The 19,157-nt window shown below is 59.1% G+C and carries 16 protein-coding genes and 1 riboswitch; of the genes, 8 read left to right on the top strand and 8 right to left on the bottom strand.

Annotated elements, in window-relative coordinates; translation table 11 throughout:
- Nucleotides 1-51 precede the first annotated feature (51 nt).
- The 5 genes from fabV to hutH all read left to right on the top strand — a co-directional run bounded on the left by fabV (nt 52) and on the right by hutH (nt 6,526).
- Nucleotides 52-1,251 (top strand): enoyl-ACP reductase FabV, encoded by a 1,200-nt coding sequence (gene fabV, locus Q1K07_RS17755; protein WP_300314079.1) that lies wholly within the window; start codon nt 52-54, stop codon nt 1,249-1,251.
- A 188-nt stretch (nt 1,252-1,439) separates the two neighbouring features.
- Nucleotides 1,440-2,417, top strand: coding sequence for a GlxA family transcriptional regulator (locus Q1K07_RS17750; RefSeq protein WP_300314076.1), 978 nt, complete (start codon nt 1,440-1,442; stop codon nt 2,415-2,417).
- A gap of 74 nt (nt 2,418-2,491) precedes the next feature.
- A complete protein-coding gene (locus Q1K07_RS17745; protein WP_300314073.1) occupies nt 2,492-2,953 on the top strand; it encodes an acetyltransferase in 462 nt (153 codons plus the stop codon).
- Between the two features lie 365 nt (nt 2,954-3,318).
- Nucleotides 3,319-4,935 (top strand): BCCT family transporter, encoded by a 1,617-nt coding sequence (locus tag Q1K07_RS17740; RefSeq protein ID WP_300314071.1) that lies wholly within the window; start codon nt 3,319-3,321, stop codon nt 4,933-4,935.
- On the top strand, nt 4,928-6,526 hold the full coding sequence (gene hutH / locus Q1K07_RS17735; RefSeq protein WP_300314068.1) for a histidine ammonia-lyase: 1,599 nt from the start codon (nt 4,928-4,930) through the stop codon (nt 6,524-6,526). Before Q1K07_RS17740 ends, hutH begins: the two co-directional genes overlap by 8 nt.
- Nucleotides 6,527-6,628: 102 nt before the next feature.
- Here the strand turns inward: hutH and Q1K07_RS17730 are convergent, their stop codons facing one another.
- From Q1K07_RS17730 to Q1K07_RS17705, 6 genes are all read right to left on the bottom strand, one after another.
- Complete coding sequence (locus Q1K07_RS17730) at nt 6,629-7,585, bottom strand: D-ribose ABC transporter substrate-binding protein (protein WP_300314066.1); 957 nt, start codon at nt 7,583-7,585, stop codon at nt 6,629-6,631.
- Between the two features lie 71 nt (nt 7,586-7,656).
- On the bottom strand, nt 7,657-8,826 hold the full coding sequence (locus Q1K07_RS17725) for an ABC transporter permease (protein WP_300314063.1): 1,170 nt from the start codon (nt 8,824-8,826) through the stop codon (nt 7,657-7,659).
- 25 nt (nt 8,827-8,851) lie between these two features.
- The gene (locus tag Q1K07_RS17720) at nt 8,852-10,438 is read right to left on the bottom strand and encodes a sugar ABC transporter ATP-binding protein (protein ID WP_300314061.1); all 1,587 of its coding nucleotides are present in this window, start codon (nt 10,436-10,438) and stop codon (nt 8,852-8,854) included.
- 11 nt (nt 10,439-10,449) lie between these two features.
- On the bottom strand, nt 10,450-11,100 hold the full coding sequence (locus Q1K07_RS17715) for a DUF2291 family protein (protein ID WP_300314058.1): 651 nt from the start codon (nt 11,098-11,100) through the stop codon (nt 10,450-10,452).
- A gap of 114 nt (nt 11,101-11,214) precedes the next feature.
- On the bottom strand, nt 11,215-12,024 hold the full coding sequence (locus tag Q1K07_RS17710) for a triose-phosphate isomerase (protein ID WP_300314055.1): 810 nt from the start codon (nt 12,022-12,024) through the stop codon (nt 11,215-11,217).
- Nucleotides 12,025-12,040: 16 nt separating this feature from the next.
- A complete protein-coding gene (locus Q1K07_RS17705; RefSeq protein WP_300314053.1) occupies nt 12,041-12,838 on the bottom strand; it encodes a TIM barrel protein in 798 nt (265 codons plus the stop codon).
- A gap of 130 nt (nt 12,839-12,968) precedes the next feature.
- Between Q1K07_RS17705 and Q1K07_RS17700 the strand changes: the two genes are divergently transcribed.
- From Q1K07_RS17700 to Q1K07_RS17690, 3 genes are all read left to right on the top strand, one after another.
- Complete coding sequence (locus Q1K07_RS17700; RefSeq protein WP_300314050.1) at nt 12,969-13,955, top strand: sugar-binding transcriptional regulator; 987 nt, start codon at nt 12,969-12,971, stop codon at nt 13,953-13,955.
- A gap of 192 nt (nt 13,956-14,147) precedes the next feature.
- Nucleotides 14,148-15,734, top strand: coding sequence for an FGGY-family carbohydrate kinase (locus Q1K07_RS17695; RefSeq protein WP_300314048.1), 1,587 nt, complete (start codon nt 14,148-14,150; stop codon nt 15,732-15,734).
- Nucleotides 15,735-15,766: 32 nt separating this feature from the next.
- The gene (locus tag Q1K07_RS17690) at nt 15,767-17,326 is read left to right on the top strand and encodes a glycerol-3-phosphate dehydrogenase (RefSeq protein ID WP_300314045.1); all 1,560 of its coding nucleotides are present in this window, start codon (nt 15,767-15,769) and stop codon (nt 17,324-17,326) included.
- Between the two features lie 82 nt (nt 17,327-17,408).
- Here Q1K07_RS17690 and Q1K07_RS17685 read toward each other — a convergent pair whose 3' ends face one another.
- Together Q1K07_RS17685 and Q1K07_RS17680 are read right to left on the bottom strand one after the other, a co-directional pair.
- Nucleotides 17,409-17,888, bottom strand: a complete 480-nt coding sequence (locus Q1K07_RS17685; RefSeq protein WP_300314043.1) for a 6,7-dimethyl-8-ribityllumazine synthase — start codon at nt 17,886-17,888, stop codon at nt 17,409-17,411.
- 84 nt (nt 17,889-17,972) lie between these two features.
- Nucleotides 17,973-18,157: riboswitch (FMN riboswitch) on the bottom strand.
- 147 nt (nt 18,158-18,304) lie between these two features.
- On the bottom strand, nt 18,305-19,157 hold an 853-nt coding region (locus Q1K07_RS17680; RefSeq protein ID WP_300314040.1), incomplete at its 5' end, for a transketolase C-terminal domain-containing protein.

The raw sequence follows: 19,157 nt of genomic DNA, 5'->3' as shown, positions 1-19,157 counted from the left end.
TTTGAGTAAAGCGGTTCTCGCAGGGAACCGCGTAGAACGAAGAGGTATGTCGTGATCATCAAGCCCAAGGTCCGCGGTTTTATCTGCACCACAACCCATCCTGTCGGCTGCGAGAAGAATGTTCTCGAGCAGATCGAGGCGACACGTGCCCGTGGTCTCGATACGTCCAAGGGGCCGAAGAAGGTGCTGGTGATCGGAGCATCCAGTGGCTATGGCCTGTCTGCGCGTATCACCGCCGCCTTTGGCTATGGAGCTGACACTCTCGGGGTGTTCTTCGAAAAGCCAGGCACCGAAAGCAGGCCGGGTACTGCAGGTTGGTACAACGCTGCCGCTTTTGACAAGTTTGCCAAGGCCGAAGGGCTGTACAGCAAGTCCATCAATGGCGATGCCTTCTCCAATGAAGCTCGTGACAAGGCCATTGAACTGATCAAGCAGGATATGGGACAGGTCGACCTGGTGGTCTATTCCCTGGCATCTCCGGTACGCAAACTGCCGGACACAGGAGAGCTCAAGCGTTCCAGCCTCAAGCCCATTGGCGAGACCTACACGGCAACGGCCATCGACACCAACAAGGACACCATCATCGAGGCATCGGTGGAGCCGGCTACCGAGCAGGAAATCGAAGATACCATCGCGGTGATGGGTGGCCAGGATTGGGAACTGTGGATCAAGGCTCTGGCCGAAGCCGGTGTGCTGGCTGAAGGCGCCCGCAGTGTGGCCTTCAGCTATATCGGTACTGAAATCACCTGGCCGATCTACTGGCATGGAGCATTGGGCAAGGCCAAGGAAGACCTGGACCGTGCTGCGGCTGCCATTGATGAGTCCCTCAAGGCCAGCGGTGGCGGTGCCAACGTGGCCGTGCTGAAGTCGGTAGTGACCCAGGCCAGTGCCGCCATTCCGGTGATGCCGCTGTATATCGCCATGGTCTACAAGATCATGAAGGAGCAGGATATCCACGAAGGTACCATCGAGCAGCTCAATCGCCTGTTCGGTGAGCGTCTCTACGGTGGTCTGGGCCTGGCGACCGATGACCATGGCCGTCTGCGTCTGGACGACTGGGAGCTGCGTGACGATGTCCAGCAGGCGTGCAAGGACTTGTGGGCCAAGGTCACTACCGAGAACCTGTCCACCATTACCGACTATGCCGGCTACAAGCATGAGTTCCTCAAGCTGTTCGGCTTCGAGCGCAAGGACGTCGACTACGATGCAGATGTCAATCCAGAGGTGAATTTCGACGTCGTTCAGCTGTAAGGCCAGCCCCATGGCAAGCACCTGATGACGCAACCTGCTTGTGACCGGTATCGATTGAGCCACGCTTCTTATACACCGCCGGATATGCTTCCGGCGGTGTGCATTATGCACAAAGTGAAACAGCGCTGATGTATGCGCTCGGCTAACGTAGAATGGGTTTATCGCCAGCATCATTTTGAGATTTCCCCATGCCCAACCCTTCGATCACCACGCGTTCACCGGCTTTAATGCGCCAGGTGGGAATTGTGGTGATGCCGGGGTTCTCCCTGCTGGCCCAAGCCTGTGCCACGGAACCTCTGCATGTGGCCAACCTGTTGTATGGCAAGACACTCTATCGCCTGACCAGTTATTCCTGCGCAGGCGAGGCGGTGACCAGTGCTTCACAGCAGACCTTGCTGCCTAAAGCCTCCATTGACGAATCTCCGGTACAGCCTGACATGGTGCTGGTCTGCGGGCCGGCCAAGCTGCCAGCAGGCATACCCGACGAACTGGCGGTCTGGCTGAAGCGCCTGGCGGCGGCTGGCGTCGTGCTGGGGGGAATAGGTGGGGGTACGGAAGCGCTGGCGCGGCTAGGGCTACTGGATGGCTATCATGCCACATTGCCCTGGCAGCGTTTTGAAGCCTTCGCACAGGCTCATCCCCGAGTGCGCCTTTCCCAGCAACTGTTCGAGATTGATCGCGATCGCATTACCTGTGGTGGAGGTACTGCGGCCATGGACATGATGATTACCCTGGTGGAGAGTCAGCATGGTCCGGCGCTGGCGACGCGGATTTCGGAATACTTCGTCATGGAACGCATCCGCATGGGCGATGAGCCTCAGCAGGTGCCTTTGCGTTCACGCCTGGCCCATGCGCCGGAGAGCTTGATTGAGGCGGTTCAGTTGATGGAGGCCAATATTGAGGAGCCGTTGACCACCCATGAACTGTCCGAACATCTCGGAATCTCTCGCCGTCAGTTGGAGCGCTTGTTCAAGAAATACCTGAAGTCAGTGCCGAGTCGCTACTACCTTGACCTGCGCTTGCAGAAAGCCCGGCGCATGCTGCGCGAAAGTGATCGGCCGGCGGGGGAAATTGCCCTGCAGACAGGTTTTTCCTCTGCCGCTCATTTCTCCACCGCTTATCGCAACCACTTTGGCATGACGCCAAGGGAAGAGCGACTGGGTTGACCCATGCTGCGCTGATTGTCGCCAACCGGGATGACCACCCATTGACACTGAGGAAGCTTCAAGGAATGAAGACCATGGCGATCAAGTTTCGTCGTTCGACCGCTGCGGATGGACAGTGCGCCATGCGAATCTGGAAGAGAGCCGTGGACGCCACTCACGATTTCCTTTCCGAGCAGGACCGACATGATATAGAGCAGGAGCTGGAAGGGTTCCTGCCGAATGCCCCTCTATGGCTGGCCGTCGACTGCCAGGATAGAGCGCTTGGCTTCATGCTGCTCACGGGCAGCCACATGGATGCCCTGTTTGTGGACCCTGATTGCCGCAGTACGGGCGTGGGGCGTGCACTGGTCGAGCATGGCCTGAGCCTGTGCCCTGCGCTGACCACGGACGTCAACGAGCAGAATGCCCAGGCGGTCGGCTTCTATGAACGCATGGGGTTTCAGCGTGCGGGACGTTCCCCCACCGACGACCAGGGGCGTCCTTATCCACTGATTCACTTGCGCTATGTCAGTCGTGAGTGCGGCAGTAACGGGTGAACCACTGACGGTTGAATCCCCCATGACTGAGCCAGTGACGCTTGCCGTAATAGTGACTGAGGCAAGTCGGTTTCGTCGTCTTTCGTGATGTTCCCTTCTACAGGTTCGGAAATGTGTTCCGGGCCTTTTTTATTCTCGTATATGTATATACATATACGAAAGTGTCAGATGCCGGAATTCAGCGAACCAGGAGATTTCCTTGTTGTATGCGGCTGGGAAGAAAATGATGGCGGCTTTCTTGTACTTAATGTATATACATATGGTGTTGTATGTGTGGCTGCATATGTAGCATCGACAGGCCCACTGACCCATACCGAGGGGTGATTCGACGACGCCTCTCGGCCGTGCTGCAAGGAATCCTTCGCATGCCGAACAATGACAACAAGCTGCTCGACAAGAAGTCGCTCAACAAGAAGGTGTTTTTTCCGGTCTTTTCCATCGTCATCCTGGCCGTGATCATCGGCATGACGAATAACGAGCTGCTGGTGGAAATCACCCGGCAGATTTTCTACGTATCGTTATCCGACTTCGGTTGGCTGTATCAGTTGATCGCGGTATCGGCCCTGGTGATCACCTGCGTGTTCTTCTTTTCCCGGGCAGGGCGCATCCGCCTGGGGGGCGAACACGCCAGGCCCCGGTTCTCCATGCCGGCGACCTTCGCCATGGCGCTGACAGGAGGGATTGCCACTGGTGTCGTGACCTATGCGGTCAATGAACCGGTCATCTACCTGGGCAATATCTATGGCGAGCTAAGCCAGCAGAGCTTTGCCGCTGGCAGTAATGAGGCAGCCGTCTTTGCCATGGCCAGGAGCTTCCACAACTGGAGTTTCATCCCCTACGCCATTTACTCGATCGTTGGCCTGATGATTGGCTACATGCACTACAACCGTGGCATGCGTTTCTCGATATCCTCCACGGTCGCTCCTGTGCTTGGCCGCCACGGCGACGCACCCTGGGTGCGTGGTCTCATCGATGTGATTTCCGTGCTGGCCATTACCCTGGGGCTGGCATCTTCCATGGGCGCTGGCCTGGCGCTTATCGGCTCCGGTATCCAGGCGCAATATGGCATCGCTTCCAACCCTGTCACCTGGCTGATCCTGACGCTGGTGATCACCAGTATCTTCGTGATTTCTGCGGTATCAGGGCTCAAACGAGGCATTCGCTGGCTGTCATCGATCAATGCCTATGTGTTCTACGTCTTCCTCGCCATCCTGGTCGTCGTGGGGCCACTGACCTACATTCTCAGCCTATCCACGACCAGTCTCGGCTATTGGCTCAATCATCTGCTGAGCTGGTCATTCGACACCAAGGAATCCGGAGGTGAAGCGCTGGTGACCTGGTGGACGATGTATGACTGGGCCATCTGGGTCGCCTACGCTCCATTGATGGGCTTGTTTCTGGCACGTATTTCCTACGGCCGGACCCTGCGTGAATTCCTGATCATCAACTGGGTGCTGCCATCTGCGTTTGGCATTGTCTGGTTCGCCATCTGGGGCGGTTCGGCATTGAAGTGGCAGCTCGATGGCACGCTCGACCTGATCTCCGTGGTGCAGGAGCATGGCGCGGTGTCGGGGCTATGGGGCTTCCTGCAGAACATCCCGTTGGCAGGCTTGCTGGTGCCGATGGCGATATTCACGTTGATCCTTTCCTTTGCCACGGCGGCGGACTCCATGTCGGCCACCATTGCGACCATCTGCACGCGTAACATCACGGCGGATGAGGAGTCGCCCAAAAGCCAGAAGATCATCTGGGGGCTGTCAATCAGTGCCATTGCCTATCTGATGGTGGCCTTTGGGGGTGGTGCTCAAGGTGTCGATGGCATCAAGTATCTGGCGGCAGCGGGCGGCTTCAGCGTGGTGTTCTTGTTTGCACTGATATTGATATCGGCAGCCAAGGTGCTCCACGGGCACATCAAGGGCGTCCCCGAGACGGATGCTGAGCCAGAAGGCAGTGTCGCGACAGAGGGGGCTCGCAATGAGTGATGTATCCATGCAAATGATGCCGGGCAAGCAGAAGAAGATGGACCAGTATGAGCGGGTGGAGCAGCAGGAACGAATGAAGCAGCAGGTTGTGATTGGCGATGTTCCCTTGTCCTGGCGGGATGTGGTGAATGTTGCCCGTCATGCGGCGCCCCTGGCGTTGTCTCGTGCCTGTCAGGAAAGAGTGCAGCAGGCCCGAGACGTCGTTGAGCAGGTTGCGGCCAGTACGGTGCCTCACTATGGCATCAACACCGGGCTTGGTGCTCTATGCCATGTGGTGCTGGAACGTGAAGCGCTATCGAGCCTGTCGAGGCATACGTTGATGAGCCACGCCTGCGGTGTCGGTGACCCCCTGCGTGAGGACCAGGTGCGCGCCATCATGTGCTGTGCCGTCATCAACTATTCTCATGGCCATTCTGGTATCAGTCCGGCAGTGGTCGAAAGGCTTGTCCAACTGCTCAATGCCAACATCGTGCCGTGGGTGCCATCCCGGGGCTCTGTCGGTTATCTCACGCATATGGCCCATATCGGCCTGGTGCTGATCGGCGAGGGAGAGGTGCTGTTTGAAGGCCGGCGGATGGCGGCGTACGAGGTGCTGGGTCAACACGCTATCACACCACTGGAACTGGGGCCGAAAGACGGCCTGAGTCTGGTCAATGGAACGCCAGCCATGACAGGGCTGGCCTGCCTGGTGCTGGATGATGCGGCACGTGTCGCAGATTGGGCCGAGGTTGCTGGGGCAATGAGCTTCGAGGCACTGCGCGGCCAGCGTGATGCGCTGGACCCAGCGGTGACCGGGCTCAAGCGTCACCCTGGAGTCCAGCATTCCGCAGGGATACTGCGCCGTATGCTGGCGGATAGTCCATGGTTGGAGCAGTGCCGGGGGGACCATCTGCAGGATGCGCTCAGCCTGCGTTCCATGCCCCAGGTACATGGCGCCTGCCGAGATCAATGGGAGCATGCCACGCGCCAGATCGATTTCGAGCTGCAGTCAGCGACTGACAATCCTCTGGTCATCGCAGAAGATGGCCACCACCGAATTGTTTCCCAGGCCAACCCTCATGGTGCTTCCGTAGCCATGGCCTGCGATGTGCTGGCCATGGCAGTGGCTGAATGGGGCTCGATGTCCGAGCGTCGCAGCTATCGCCTGGTGACTCCCCAGGCCAATGATCTGCCTGCCTTCCTGACTCGGGAAGGTGGTATCAAGTCGGGCATGATGATTGCCCAGTACACGGCGGCATCTCTGGCGGCGGACAACAAGCGCTTGGCGCAGCCTGCGGTGGTCGACAACTTTCTGACATCAGGTTTGCAGGAAGACCATCTCAGTTTTGGCGAGAGCGCTGCGCTGAAGCTGGATCAGGCGCTGGATAACACCTATCGGATCCTCGCTATCGAAATGCTGCTTGCCGCCCAGGCGCTTGACCTGACCGAAGCGCCTGGCTTTGCTTCGGGAACCGAGCTGGCGCGGGGGCTGGTTCGTGAACAGGTGGCCTATTACACGGAAGAGCACCCCTTGAACCGTGATATCGAGCATCTGTCGGACTGGCTACGGCAAGCGCAGAACTTGAGCCCGTTCGCCCATTATTTTAGATAAGCCCATGCTTCAGATAAGCCTGTGCTTCAGATAAACCCAAATAAAGAACGCCCCCGGCTGGGGGCGTTCGAGTCGTATATCCGTCAGGGTCGAATGGCAGGGTTACTGATCCAGTACGAAAGGTGAGCTGTACTTGTCCACGTTCTCCTGGGTGACCAGGATGCAGTTGAACAGCTTCTTCTCATTCTCCAGGCCTGTTTCTCCGGTGGTGATGAAGGTATCGGCCAGGCGCACGGCTTCCTCGGCGAAGATGGCGACGGGCTGCAGCACGGTGTAGGCAAGCTCACCGGACTTGACGGCCTCGATGGCATCCGGAGAACCATCAAAACCACCGACCACGACACCATCCAGGCGGCCAGCCTCCTTGAGTGCAGCGATGGCACCCAGGGCCATTTCATCGTTGCCGCTGATCACCCCCTGAATATCCGGGTTGGCCTGCAGCATGCTCTGCATCTTGTTGTAGCCCTGGGTGCGGTCCCAGTTGGCTACGTCTCCGGCGACTCTGGTCAGGCCGGGGTACTGGCTGAGTACGGTTTCAAAGCCATTGGAACGGGTCGCCGCATTGTTGTCGGATGGTGCCCCTTTCAGTTCCACATAGTTGGCTTCATCGCCGACGCTTTCGACCCATTGCTGGGCACCGATGGCAGCGCCCTGGGCATTGTTGGAAACGAACTGTGCCTTGGCCAGTCCCTGCTGGTTGATTTCTGCATTGACGATGAACACGGGAATACCGGCATTCACTGCCTTGCGTACCGCGCCGATGGAACCGTCGGCATTGGCCGGGTCGAGAATGATGGCCTTGGCCTGATTGGTAATGGCGGTGTCGATCTGGTTGCTTTCCTTGTTGGTATCGCCGACATGGGAGCTGACATGAGCCTGATAGCCGAGTTCCTCGGCGGTCTTCTTGGCCACTTCGCCCTCGGTGAACCAGTAGGGGTTGGAGGAATCATTGACGATGATCGAGATCAGCCCTTTGTCCTGGGCACTGGCGGTACCCACCATCAATGGGGTGGCAATGGCGAGGGCTGCGATCAGTAGACGTTTTCCTTTCATGAGCATAGCGATACACCTTCTGGTTTGTGGTTGTCAGTGGTCGTACACATGATGCAAGTGATGGCTGTGATCGGGGGTCACGTTGCCTTGGCAGTCCGTGCTTCTGTCTGGCGACTGTCGTGGCGAGCGTGTGTCGTTCCAGGTTCCTCGTCCTGTGGTGTCTTCTGCGGGGTGTCCTTGGCCGAGTTCTTGGCCTTGCGGCCACTGTACTGGACGCTGTTGAGCATGACGGCAAGCACAATGACGGTACCGGTGAACACGGTTTGCCAGTAGGCCGACACACCGATGATCACCAGCCCATCGGAAAGGAAGCCGATGACGAAGGCACCCAGCAGAGTGCCGCGGATATTGCCGCGCCCACCTGTCAGGGCGGCACCACCGATGACCACACCTGCGATCGCCGTCAGTTCATAGGTGGTGCCGGCAGTCGGGCCGGCAGAGGTCAATTGAGAGGACAGCACCAGGCCAGCCAGGGCCGCACAGATGCCGGACAGCACGTAGACCGTGACCTTGACCTTCTTGACCGGTACACCGGATAGCTCTGCGGCACGGGCATTGCCGCCGGTGGAGTAGATCCAGCGCCCGAAAGGGGTGCGATTCAGTGCCAGCATGCACAAGATGGCAACGGCAGCCAGCACCCATACCCCTACCGGCACACCCAGCAGGCGGTTGAAGCCGAGCCAGTCGAAGCCTGTATTGCCCAAGGCCGGGTCCCCGCTCAGATTGTTGTAGGTGAGGCCGTCGGTCATCAGCAGGGCAGCACCACGGGCGACATACAGGAGCCCCAGGGTGGCGACGAAGGCAGGTACCTTGAAATAGGCAATCAACACACCATTGATGGCGCCGATGAACGCGCCAAGGGCGCAGGTCAGGATGACCACGACCCAGACCGGCGGATAGACCATCACGCCGAAAGCCTCGAAGGACACACCCTGCATCAGGAAACCAGCGAAGACACCGGCCAGTCCCAGGGTCGAGCCTACCGAGAGGTCAATGCCACCGGTAAGGATGACCAGCAGCATGCCGATGGACAGCAGGCCGAATATCGCCACATGGGACGACATGGTCAGGAAGTTGCTGGCGGAAAAGTAAACCGGCGATAGCGTGGAAAAAATGATGATGATGGCAATCAGGGCGAAGAAAGCACGTCCATCGAGAAGCAGGCGGGCCAGGTCGAAGCCTTTCTGAGGTCGTGCCTGTGGCGTGGACGAATTCGCTTGGGTGGCGGCTGGGCTGTTGTTGGACATTGTCTTGCACTCCGCTGATAAGGGTTCAGGCGGCCACGGACTCGCCGGAGGCCGCCATGATCTGTTCCTTGGTGACGTCGGCCGAGAACTCGGCGACGATACTTCCGCGGCTCATCACCAGGATGCGGTGGGCGATGCTCAGACACTCGCCGACTTCCGAGGTGGAATAGAGCACGGCCAAGCCTTTCTGCCTGGCGCCTTCGGCCAGCAGCTTGAACACTTCTGCCTTGGCACCTATGTCGATGCCGCGGCTGGGCTCATCGAGCATCACCACGCGTGGATGCGTGGCCAGCATCTTGCCGATCACCACCTTCTGCTGGTTGCCTCCTGAGAGACTGCCGATCTCGGCACTGCCGCCGTCGGTCTTGATATGCACGTTGCGAATGGAGTCTTCGATCACTTCCATTTCCCGTGCCACGGAAGTGAAAAGTCCGCGAGTGAAAGCGCCAATGCTGGCCAGTGACAGGTTCTGGCCCACCGGCATGGTCTGCACCAGACCATCGCGCTGGCGATCTTCCGGTACCAGTACCAGGCCCTGCTCGATACGCTGCGCGATGGTCAACTGGGAGACATCGTGCTGGCCAAGCAGAACGCTGCCGCTGCTGATGGGCATGCGTCCGGCGACACTTTCGAGCAGCTCGGTGCGTCCTGCGCCCATCAGGCCGTAGATACAGACGATTTCTCCGGCGCGCAGGTCCAGAGACAAGCGATTGACCAGAGCCCGCTCTGGGTTTGCCGGGTCGGTCACGCTGATGTCCTGCAGGGAAAGGGCGACGTCGCCCATATCGTAGCCACTGGGTGGAGACCCAAGATCAAACCCTTCGCCCACCATGTTGCGCACGATCCATTCCAGGTCGATGTCCTGGCGCGGGGCGTAGGCTGTCATGCTGCCATCGCGCAACACGACGGCGTGATCGGTGATCTGTAGTGCCTCTTCCAGGTGGTGGGAGATATAGACGATGGACACGCCACGCCGCTTGAGGTCGGCGATGACCCGGAACAGCACTTCAACCTCCGAGGCAGACAGCGCCGAGGTGGGTTCGTCCATGATCAGGATGCGTGACTTGGTCGACAGGGCTCGGGCGATTTCGACAATCTGCTGTTGCCCCAGGCGCAGCTCCTCGACTGGTGTCAGAGGATCGATCGGTTCGTCCAGCTCTTCCATCAGCAGGCGGGTCTGGCGCTCTTCTTCAGCAAAGTCCACCCCCATGGGGCCGACCAGCTCACGCCCCATGAAGATGTTGTCGCGTACATTCAGGTTGGGCGCCAGGCTCAGTTCCTGGTGGATGATCGACACGCCATGATGCTGAGCTTCGGTCGTGGACGCGAAGTGTACCGGCTGGCCTTCGAGAAGAATGTCGCCGGCAGTGGGTTGGATGACACCGGACAGAATCTTCATCAAGGTGGACTTGCCGGCACCGTTCTCGCCAAACAGTGTGGTGACCTGACCACGATGGATATCAAAGTTCACCGTCTTCAGGGCATGCACATTACCGAAGGATTTTGCGATGTTTCGCGCCGAGAGAATGGGCTCGCCGATCTTGCCTTCCTCGAGGAAAGAGGGCAGGGCCGAATTGTGTTGCTGTAGGTCAGTCAAGGAGGTACGGGTCATGATCGAAGGCCTCACTGGAGTTCGAGACTGACCGGGGTAACGAGCCAGTTATCAGGGTTGATCAACTTGAATACCCCAACGACGCTGATGCTCTTGCCGCTCAGGCTCGAGGTATCAATGTCCGCCAGCAATTGCTTTTTCATCTCGTTGTTGATGGCGGAACCGGCGTTCTGGTACTCGATCTGGTTGGTGAACTGGCCAAACTTGATGGTGCCGGTCGCATCGCGCAGGTCCGTGCCGTTGATGGCAGGACCGGTCTGCAGACGAATGCCCAGGGAATCCGGCAGGCCTTCGACCTCGATGTTGTAGATACCGGACTTGCCTTCTCCAACGACGCCGCTGAATGACACCGGCATGACAGGACCGATATCGGTGGCGACGCCGTATTGCTCGCTGGCAGCCTGCTGGTCTGTGCTGATGGCCTTGGCCAGGGTGACGGCATCGACCGCGCGGGAACTGACATCATCACGAATCAAGGGAAACTGCTCGGCACCAAAGCGTTCGGCAGAAAAGCCTGCCTGGCGGTTATCTGCTTCGGAGCCGATTTTCACGATCTTGGTGTCCAGTGCCATGGCGCCAAGGAGCACGGCAACGATGGCGATTCCGACAACTCGCCGACGCTTCTTCGTGGGCAGCGGACTGAGACTGGCGTACGTGCTCATGTTGCGACCTCTGTTGTTTGTTATGGAATGAGTCATGCAATGAGTGATGGATTGGGCTGTCCGGTTCGCCAATGTATCCAGGGGCTGGGGTTGCACTGGATTCCAGGCTCGGAATTACGCTGTGTTGGTCGCGACCACATTGTGGGCTCCGAAACGTGCACCCAGGGCCCGGGTGGCGATATCCATCAGGCCTTTTGCCTGCCAGGCGCTGCGGCCGATGAACAAGCCACCGATGTCTTCCAGTGCGGCCAGATCCTCGCAGTTGTCGGCGTTGACACTGCCTCCGTAGAGCACGGTCAATAGCTCGCCTCGCGAGTTGGTCGGCAGCGCCTGGCGAATCTGGCGATGCATCCGGGCAGCATATTCGGCACTGGCCGGGACACCGTTCTCGCCGATGGCCCATACGGGTTCATAGGCAATCAGCACCCGGTCCAGGCCATGGCGGTCAACACCGGCCAGCGCCATGCGGCATTGGCGTACCACCGTTTCGACGGCGGCGCCCAGGGCCTTTTCTTCGCTGGTTTCACCGACGCACAGCAAGGGGGTCAGCCCCTTGTTCAACGCGGCGTGGACCTTGCGGTTCAGGTCGATATCGTTTTCCGCGAAGTATTCGCGTCGTTCACTGTGACCCAGCTCGACGATCGTAGCGCCGCAGTCAGCGACCATGCCCGGTGAGATTTCACCGGTGAAGGCGCCGCTCTCTGCCCAGTGCATGTTCTGGGCGCCAACCTTGACCGGGCTATCGGCAAGGTCTCGGCACACCTGGGCCAGTGCGGTGAAAGGAGGGATCACGAATCCTTGCAGGCGTGGGTCCTGGAAAATCCCAGCCTGGGCTATCTGTGAGGCATAGTGGGCGGCTTCGCCCAGGTTCTTGTTCATCTTCCAACTGGTGCCGATCCAGAATGCTGTATTTGGTGTTGTCATGGGCAATCTCCAGTAATCAGTGGGCGAGTGACAGGCCGTATTCCTTGATCCAGCCCAGGGACTCGAGAGTGCTGGTGCGCGGGCTGTATTCCAGAGAAATCAACCTGTCGAACTTGAGCCGCTCAAGCTCAGCAAACAGGTGGCGGTAATTGATTTCTCCACTGCCGGGTTCATGGCGCCCCGGGTTGTCGGCCAGTTGAATGAAGCCGATGCGATCGAGGTGATGGTTCAGAGTGGCAGTCAGCTCCCCCTCGGATCGCTGCATCTGATAGAAGTCGTGCTGGATCATCAGGTTGGGGTGATCGACTTCTTCGAGCAGGGCAATGGCCTGAGGCGTATTGACCAGGGGATAGCCTGGATGGGTAATCGGGTTGAGTGGCTCGATCAGCAGTGTGATACCGGCGTCCTGTGTGGCTTGAGCGGCGTGACGCAGGTTGTTGATCAAGGTGTGCCGCTGTTCCTGTGCGGATGTCTGCTCATCGGGATAGCCCAGCGGACAGTTGAGCTGGAAGCACCCCAGGCGCTGAGCTATCGCGATGGTGCTGGAAACGCCCTGGCGAAACTCCTCGCTGCGCTGGGGCAGGACGGCGATGCCACGTTCTCCTGCTTCCCAGTCCCCCCCGGGCAGGTTGAAGTGGACAATCTGGACGCCCGCATGTTCTGCCGCCAAACGGATGGTGTCGGTGTCTGTACAGAATGGATAAGGGTTATGGAACTCCACATAGCGGAAACCGGCTTCGCGCGCCATGGCGAAGCGTTCCAGGAAGGGCACCTCGGTGAACATGAAGGTGAGATTGGTGGCGAACTTGAGCATGGTGGTCTCCGTCTAGGGTCCCCGTGCAGGTATGGATGGCGTTGACTCGCTATCAAAGATTCACTAACGTGATTTTTAACAGCCAATGAACAAAATTTCAAAGCAGCAGAAAAAAACGAGACTAAAGAACGTGAAACCGAGACCTGAAAGCCATAGCGAAGCCGACCTGGCACTGCGTGCTGCGTGGCTGTCCTATGTGGGGGGCTATACCCAGGCCGATATTGCGGATCGACTTGGGGTATCGCGGATGAAGGTCCATCGCCTGGTGGCCATGGCCCATGACATGGGCGCCGTGCAGGTCTTTATCGAAGGGTCGCCGGAAGCCTTGATCCTGCTTGAGGATCAGCTCAAGGAGAGAATGGATCTCGACACCTGCATCGTGGTGCCGGAATTGCCTGCCGAGGCGGAAAATGCCCAGGCCAACCTGGGACGTGCTGCCGCGCATTACCTGAAGTCTCGCTTGGAGTCCGGGGATGTGGAGGTGCTGGGACTGGGTTGGGGGCGCAGTCTGGCAGAGATGGTCAATTGCCTGCCGGTAATGGACTGCTCCGCTGTACGCATGGTGCCGGTACTTGGCAGCGTAGTGCGCAAGATGTCCCTCAACCCTTATGACGTCATCCACCGGCTGGTCGACAAGACCGGTGGTGAAGGCTATCTGCTGCCCGTGCCACTGTTCGCCGATACCGCCCATCATCGCGAAGTACTGATGGCTCAGCGCAGTGTCCAGGATGTGATGGGGGTGGCGGTGCAGGCTGATCTGACCATGGTCGGGCTCGGTGCCGTACCGGACATGGGGCATTCGTTGTTGATGGAACTTGGGGAAATCGACGAGGCCGCGGCGGAGAGTCTGCGCGAAGCGGGGGCCGCGGCCGAGATCCTGGGCCAGTTCCTGGATGCGCATGGACAGCGTGTCGAGTGCGATATCAATGAGCGCGCCCTGGGGCTATCCATGGAGCAGCTCCGTCGTCACCACATCGTTGCGGTAGCCGGAGGAGAAGAGAAAGTCGAGGCGATCCGCGCAGTGCTGGCCAGCGGTCTGCTCAAAGGGTTGATCACCGACGAAGCCGTTGCTCGCCGGATTCTCGCATCGACAGATGCCTCATCAGGCTTCCCATGAAGGCCGGGAGGAAGGCCGGGAGAGTGCGGCAACCATGTCAGCAGGTCACCATGTCAGGCAGGCAACAATCGTCATCAGCGTGACAGTCAGCAGAACGATAGCCGTTAAACGAAAACGATAAAGACAAGAACGACGGACGACTAGAACGACGGCAAAGAATGACAGCGATAAAAACAAGCGGGAGACACACGCATGCCAAGCTCAGTACCAGCTTCGCTGGAAACCGATGTCATCATTGGCCTGGATGCCGGTACCTCGGTGATCAAGGCCGTGGCTTTCGATGGCCGGGGCCAGGAATTGGCCAAGTCCCAGTGCAGTAACCAGCTTCATCATTCCGCCTCGGGAGGGGTGGAGCAGAGCCTTTCCGGCACCTGGGATGCCGCCTTGACCACGCTCACTACATTGCTCGGAGAACATCCACAACTGGTGCCTCGCCTGGCGGCCATTGCAGTAACCGGCCAGGGCGATGGTACCTGGATGATCGACGCCGAAGGTCATCCTGTGGGAAATGCCTTGCTGTGGCTCGACAAGCGCTCCAGCGACATCGTTGCCCACTGGCGCGCCACACGCACGGGGCCCGAGGCTTATCGGCGCACGGGCACAGGGCTCAACCAGTCACTGCAGAGCGGCCAACTGGCGTGGCTAGAGACACATCATCCTGAGCAACTGGCCAAGGCCGCCACGGTCTTTCACTGCAAGGACTGGTTGTACTTCTGCCTCACGGGAGAGCGTGCCACCGATCCGGCCGAAGCGCTGTGGACTTATGGCGATTACCGTAGTGGCGACTATAGCGAAGAGGTGCTGGAAGGCTTCGGCCTGTCACGCTACCGCGAGCTGTTGCCCCCCATTGTCGATGGCAGCCAGGAGCATGCTGCGTTGAAGGGTGACGTGGCCCGAGCCATAGGCGTGCGTGCTGGGCTTCCTGTGGTGCTGGCGCCGGTGGACATGCTGGCCACGGCATTGGGGGCTGGTGTCTATGAACCTGGCAAGCGCGTGGCCTGCAGCATCATCGGCAGCACCGGGGCGCATCTCACCGTGCGCGAGGACGTGCGTGATGTCGTGCTCAGTAACCAATCCTGCTACACCATGCCCTGTGTGGCGCCGCAAACCTGGGTTCAGCTGTGTTCGAACATGGCGGCAACGCTCAATCTTGAATGGTTCCTCAAGGGCTTGAACGAGATGCTGCAAGCTCTGGGGGAAACGCCACTCAATGCGGAGGGCCTGCTGCCGCGTCTGGATGATGCGCTGGCCCGCACGGAGCCGGGACGTGTCATCTACCACCCCTTCATCAGTACCAATGGCGAGCGGGGACCGTTCTTCAACCCTCGCGCCCGGGCCCAATTCCTGGGGCTCGACAGTGGCACGCATCAGCTGCATATGGTGCGTGCCATCTATGAAGGCGTCGCCTTTGCTGCCCGTGATTGCTATCACGCACTGGAAGCACACCCAGAGGAACTGCGCCTGACGGGAGGCGCGGCACGTTCCCGGACGCTATGCAGCATTCTTGCTGCCGTCATGGGGGTACCGGTGCGGACATTGACCCGGGACGAAACGGGAGCGGCGGGAGCCGCCATGGTGGCCAGCCTGAGCCTGGGCCATCACCGCACTCTGGCGGATGCCTGTCAGACCTGGGTAACACCGTTCCTGGCAGAAGAAAGGGTCATGCCTGATCCCGATCTACAGAATCTTTATGAGCGCATGTTCGGCGTCTATCGCCGTTCCTATGCCAATGCCGATGGTTTCTGGCGCCATTTCGAGCGCGTTACCGCCGAGTTTTAGAACCGGATGTGCGTCCGGAAGGAGACATGTGGATGAGCGAACAAGATCCTCTCTATGACCTGCTGGTGATCGGCGGAGGCATCAACGGCGCGGGCTTTGCCCAGGATGCGGCAGGACGAGGACTCTCCGTGGTGTTGTGTGAAAAGGATGATCTGGCCCAGGGCACCTCGTCGCGTAGCGGGAAGCTGGTGCATGGTGGACTGCGTTACCTGGAATACTACGAGTTTCGACTGGTGCGGGAAGCCTTGCGAGAGCGCAGTGTGTTGTTGAAGAAAGCGCCACACATCATCTGGCCGATGCGTTTCGTGTTACCCCATAGCCCCGAACAGCGCCCCGCCTGGCTGATTCGTGCAGGCCTGTTCCTCTACGATCACCTGGGAGGCAAGGATGACCTGTTGCCCGGTAGTCGCCGTCTGAACATGCTGAGCTGTCCTGAGGGACAGGCGATCAAGGATGACTTTCCCAAGGGGTTTGAATATGCGGACTGCTGGGTCGATGATGCTCGCCTGGTGATACTCAACGCCCTGGATGCCCAGCGCCTGGGCGCGGTCATTCATACTCGTCATGCTTGTACTCGTGCGGTTCGTCACCAGGATCACTGGCAGGTCGAAATGACCGATACCGACAGCGGTGAAATTACCACGCTCAGGGCACGAGCACTGATCAATGCTGCTGGCCCTTGGGTCGACAAGGTGCTCAAAGGCGCCTTCGGTGAACAGGGCAAGGACCGCGTCAAGCTGGTCAAGGGCAGCCACATCATTCTGCCCAAGCGCTATGCCACGGCGAACTCCTACCTGCTGCAGAACGATGACAAGAGGGTGATTTTCGTCAACCCCTACGAGGGCGACAAGCTTCTGGTGGGCACCACGGATATCGTCTATGAAGGTGATCCGGATCAGGTGGCGATCGACGACAATGAAATCGACTATCTGCTGGGGGTAGTCAACCGTTACTTTGCCGAGCCATACCGCCGCGAGGATATCCTCGACAGCTTCTCCGGGATTCGCCCCTTGTTCGATGATTCGCGGGAGAATCCCTCGGCGGTGACTCGGGATTATGTCTTCGATATCACCGATGAAGACGGTAAAGCGCCACTGTTGTCAGTGTTCGGCGGCAAGATCACCACTTATCGCAAGTTGGCGGAGCATGGCCTGGAAAAGCTGCGCTCTTATTTCCCGCAGATGGGCAAGGCCTGGAATGACGCTGCTCCTCTGCCCGGTGGCGACATGCCCGGGGCGGATTTCGACGCCTTTCTTGCTGGTCTGGAACACGACTACCCTTGGCTGGAACATGCCACGCTCAAGCGCTATGCACGTCTGTACGGCACCATCACCCGGCAGATTCTGGGAGAAGCCAAGGGCTATGAGGATCTTGGGGAGCACCTTGGGGCAGACCTCTACGCCGCCGAAGCACGCTATCTGATGGAGCAGGAGTGGGCCTGTACGGCAGAAGATATTCTCGAGCGGCGCACCAAGCTTTACCTGGTAATGAGCAATGAAGAGGTCGCCCGGGTCAGGGCTTGGGTGAAAGCGCAGAAAAGTGAGGTTGATAGGGTAGCGATGGAGGAGAAAGGGCGTGTGGTCAGTGAATAACCTTTACGCCTTCTTTTGCGCCGCAGGGGTGACCCTGCGGCGCCGTTCTTTCAGGTGTACCGAAAAGTAACCCGAGCTTGCATCAAACGAACAACTGCTGGAGCTTGCGCTGGTTTTCCAGCGTCAGGGCACAGGCGTCGGCGGCTTCGCGGCCCTTGACCACAAAGTGCTCGTGGAAGAACTCGGTGTGCACGGCATGCTCATGGAAATGGTGCGGAGTCAGCACCACGGAGAGCACCGGGACCTCGGTGTCGAGCTGAACCTTCATCATGCCGTCGATGACTGCCTGGGCGACGAAATCATGGCGATAGATACCACCATCCACGACGAAGCCGGCGCCAACGATGGCAGAGTAGCGGCCGCTCTTGGCCAGCAGCTTGGCCTGAAGTGGAATCTCGTAAGCACCCGCAACGCTGAACACATCGACCTGGGAAGCATCGATGGCATGCTTTTCGGCCAGAGTGGCAATGAAGGATTCCCGTGCACGGCCGACGATGTCGTCATGCCAACTGGCCTGGATGAAGGCGATGCGGGGAGTTTGACTAGCATTAGGCTGATTCATGGTTTTTCCTCTAACAATCACCAGAATCAGGGCAAGCGGACGCCAACACCGACACTGCCCGTCCAGGCAATGCCAAGCGTTTGCTACCGTTCTCTTCCATCCGGACTATCACCGTCGGCTTCGGATTCTCACCGAATCTGCTGACCCCTTCCGCCAGTTCACCATGGTAGCGGAAGGGCGCTCGCGGGCTGACTCTCTGGCATGCTTGACGTGGTGCCGTTCGAGAGATCACCGCCGGTGGGGACTTTCACCCCGCCCTGAGAACTTATGTCGCCAAGCTGCATGCATAAACTCTATTTACGAGTCACGCCAACGAGCTTATCGACGCATTCGCCGCAGATATTGCGACGCACCACATTCTAAAGAGTGTGCCAGTTCGCGTCGAGTCCCTTGCCGTCAGTCTGCGGCAAGGAGGCTCAGTTCACTAGGGCTAGCGCCTTTTTCACCACATTCTCGACGCTGAAGCCGAAGTGCTTGAACAGCTCGCCCGCAGGGGCGGATTCACCGAAGGTGGTCATGCCCACGACATCGCCATCGAGGCCGACGTATTTGCTCCAGTAATCGCGGTGGCTGGCCTCTACGGCCAGGCGCGCACGTACCGCGTTAGGCAGCACAGATTCACGGTAGTCGGCATCCTGTTGGTCAAAGACATCGCAGCAAGGCATCGACACCACACGCACTGCACGACCTTGCTTTTCCAGTTCGGCCGCCGCCTCCATGGCCAGCGCCACTTCGGAGCCGGTGGCGATCAGGATCAGCTCCGGCTGGCCCTGGTGTGTATCGGCCTCGTGCTTGAGCACATAGCCACCGCGCTGGATATCCGCCAGCTGCTGCTTGGTGCGCGGCTGATGCGGCAGGTTCTGGCGCGACAGGATCAGGGCGGTGGGGCCGGATTGACGCTTGATGGCGGCACCCCAGGCTGCTGCGGTCTCGGTGGCATCGCAGGGACGCCAGGTCAGCAGGTTCGGAGTAGAGCGCAGGCTGGTCAACTGCTCGATAGGCTGGTGGGTCGGGCCGTCTTCGCCAAGACCGATGGAGTCATGGGTGAACACATAGATGGCCTGCTTACCCATCAACGCGGCCATACGCACGGCATTGCGCATGTATTCCATGAAGATCAGGAAGGTCGCGCCATAAGGGATGAAGCCACCATGCAGGGCGATGCCGTTCATGATCGCGCCCATGCCGAACTCGCGCACCCCATAGTGCAGGTAGTTGCCGTTGGCATCGTCGCCGGTGATGGCCTTGGCGCCGTTCCAGAACGTCAGG

Origin of the sequence: Halomonas sp. (assembly GCF_029263665.1) — a bacterium.
Lineage (GTDB): Bacteria > Pseudomonadota > Gammaproteobacteria > Pseudomonadales > Halomonadaceae > Halomonas.
This window is presented reverse-complemented; position numbering and strand designations above follow the sequence as displayed.

Coding starts and splice junctions, on each gene's coding strand:
- Q1K07_RS17720 (WP_300314061.1), bottom strand. CDS start 10,438: ATGACCCGTACCTCCTTGACTGACCTACAGCAACACAATTCGGCCCTG.
- Q1K07_RS17730 (WP_300314066.1), bottom strand. CDS start 7,585: ATGCTCATGAAAGGAAAACGTCTACTGATCGCAGCCCTCGCCATTGCC.
- Q1K07_RS17685 (WP_300314043.1), bottom strand. CDS start 17,888: ATGAATCAGCCTAATGCTAGTCAAACTCCCCGCATCGCCTTCATCCAG.
- Q1K07_RS17695 (WP_300314048.1), top strand. CDS start 14,148: ATGCCAAGCTCAGTACCAGCTTCGCTGGAAACCGATGTCATCATTGGC.
- Q1K07_RS17740 (WP_300314071.1), top strand. CDS start 3,319: ATGCCGAACAATGACAACAAGCTGCTCGACAAGAAGTCGCTCAACAAG.
- hutH (WP_300314068.1), top strand. CDS start 4,928: ATGAGTGATGTATCCATGCAAATGATGCCGGGCAAGCAGAAGAAGATG.
- Q1K07_RS17745 (WP_300314073.1), top strand. CDS start 2,492: ATGGCGATCAAGTTTCGTCGTTCGACCGCTGCGGATGGACAGTGCGCC.
- Q1K07_RS17715 (WP_300314058.1), bottom strand. CDS start 11,100: ATGAGCACGTACGCCAGTCTCAGTCCGCTGCCCACGAAGAAGCGTCGG.
- Q1K07_RS17710 (WP_300314055.1), bottom strand. CDS start 12,024: ATGACAACACCAAATACAGCATTCTGGATCGGCACCAGTTGGAAGATG.
- Q1K07_RS17725 (WP_300314063.1), bottom strand. CDS start 8,826: ATGTCCAACAACAGCCCAGCCGCCACCCAAGCGAATTCGTCCACGCCA.
- Q1K07_RS17705 (WP_300314053.1), bottom strand. CDS start 12,838: ATGCTCAAGTTCGCCACCAATCTCACCTTCATGTTCACCGAGGTGCCC.
- Q1K07_RS17690 (WP_300314045.1), top strand. CDS start 15,767: ATGAGCGAACAAGATCCTCTCTATGACCTGCTGGTGATCGGCGGAGGC.
- Q1K07_RS17750 (WP_300314076.1), top strand. CDS start 1,440: ATGCCCAACCCTTCGATCACCACGCGTTCACCGGCTTTAATGCGCCAG.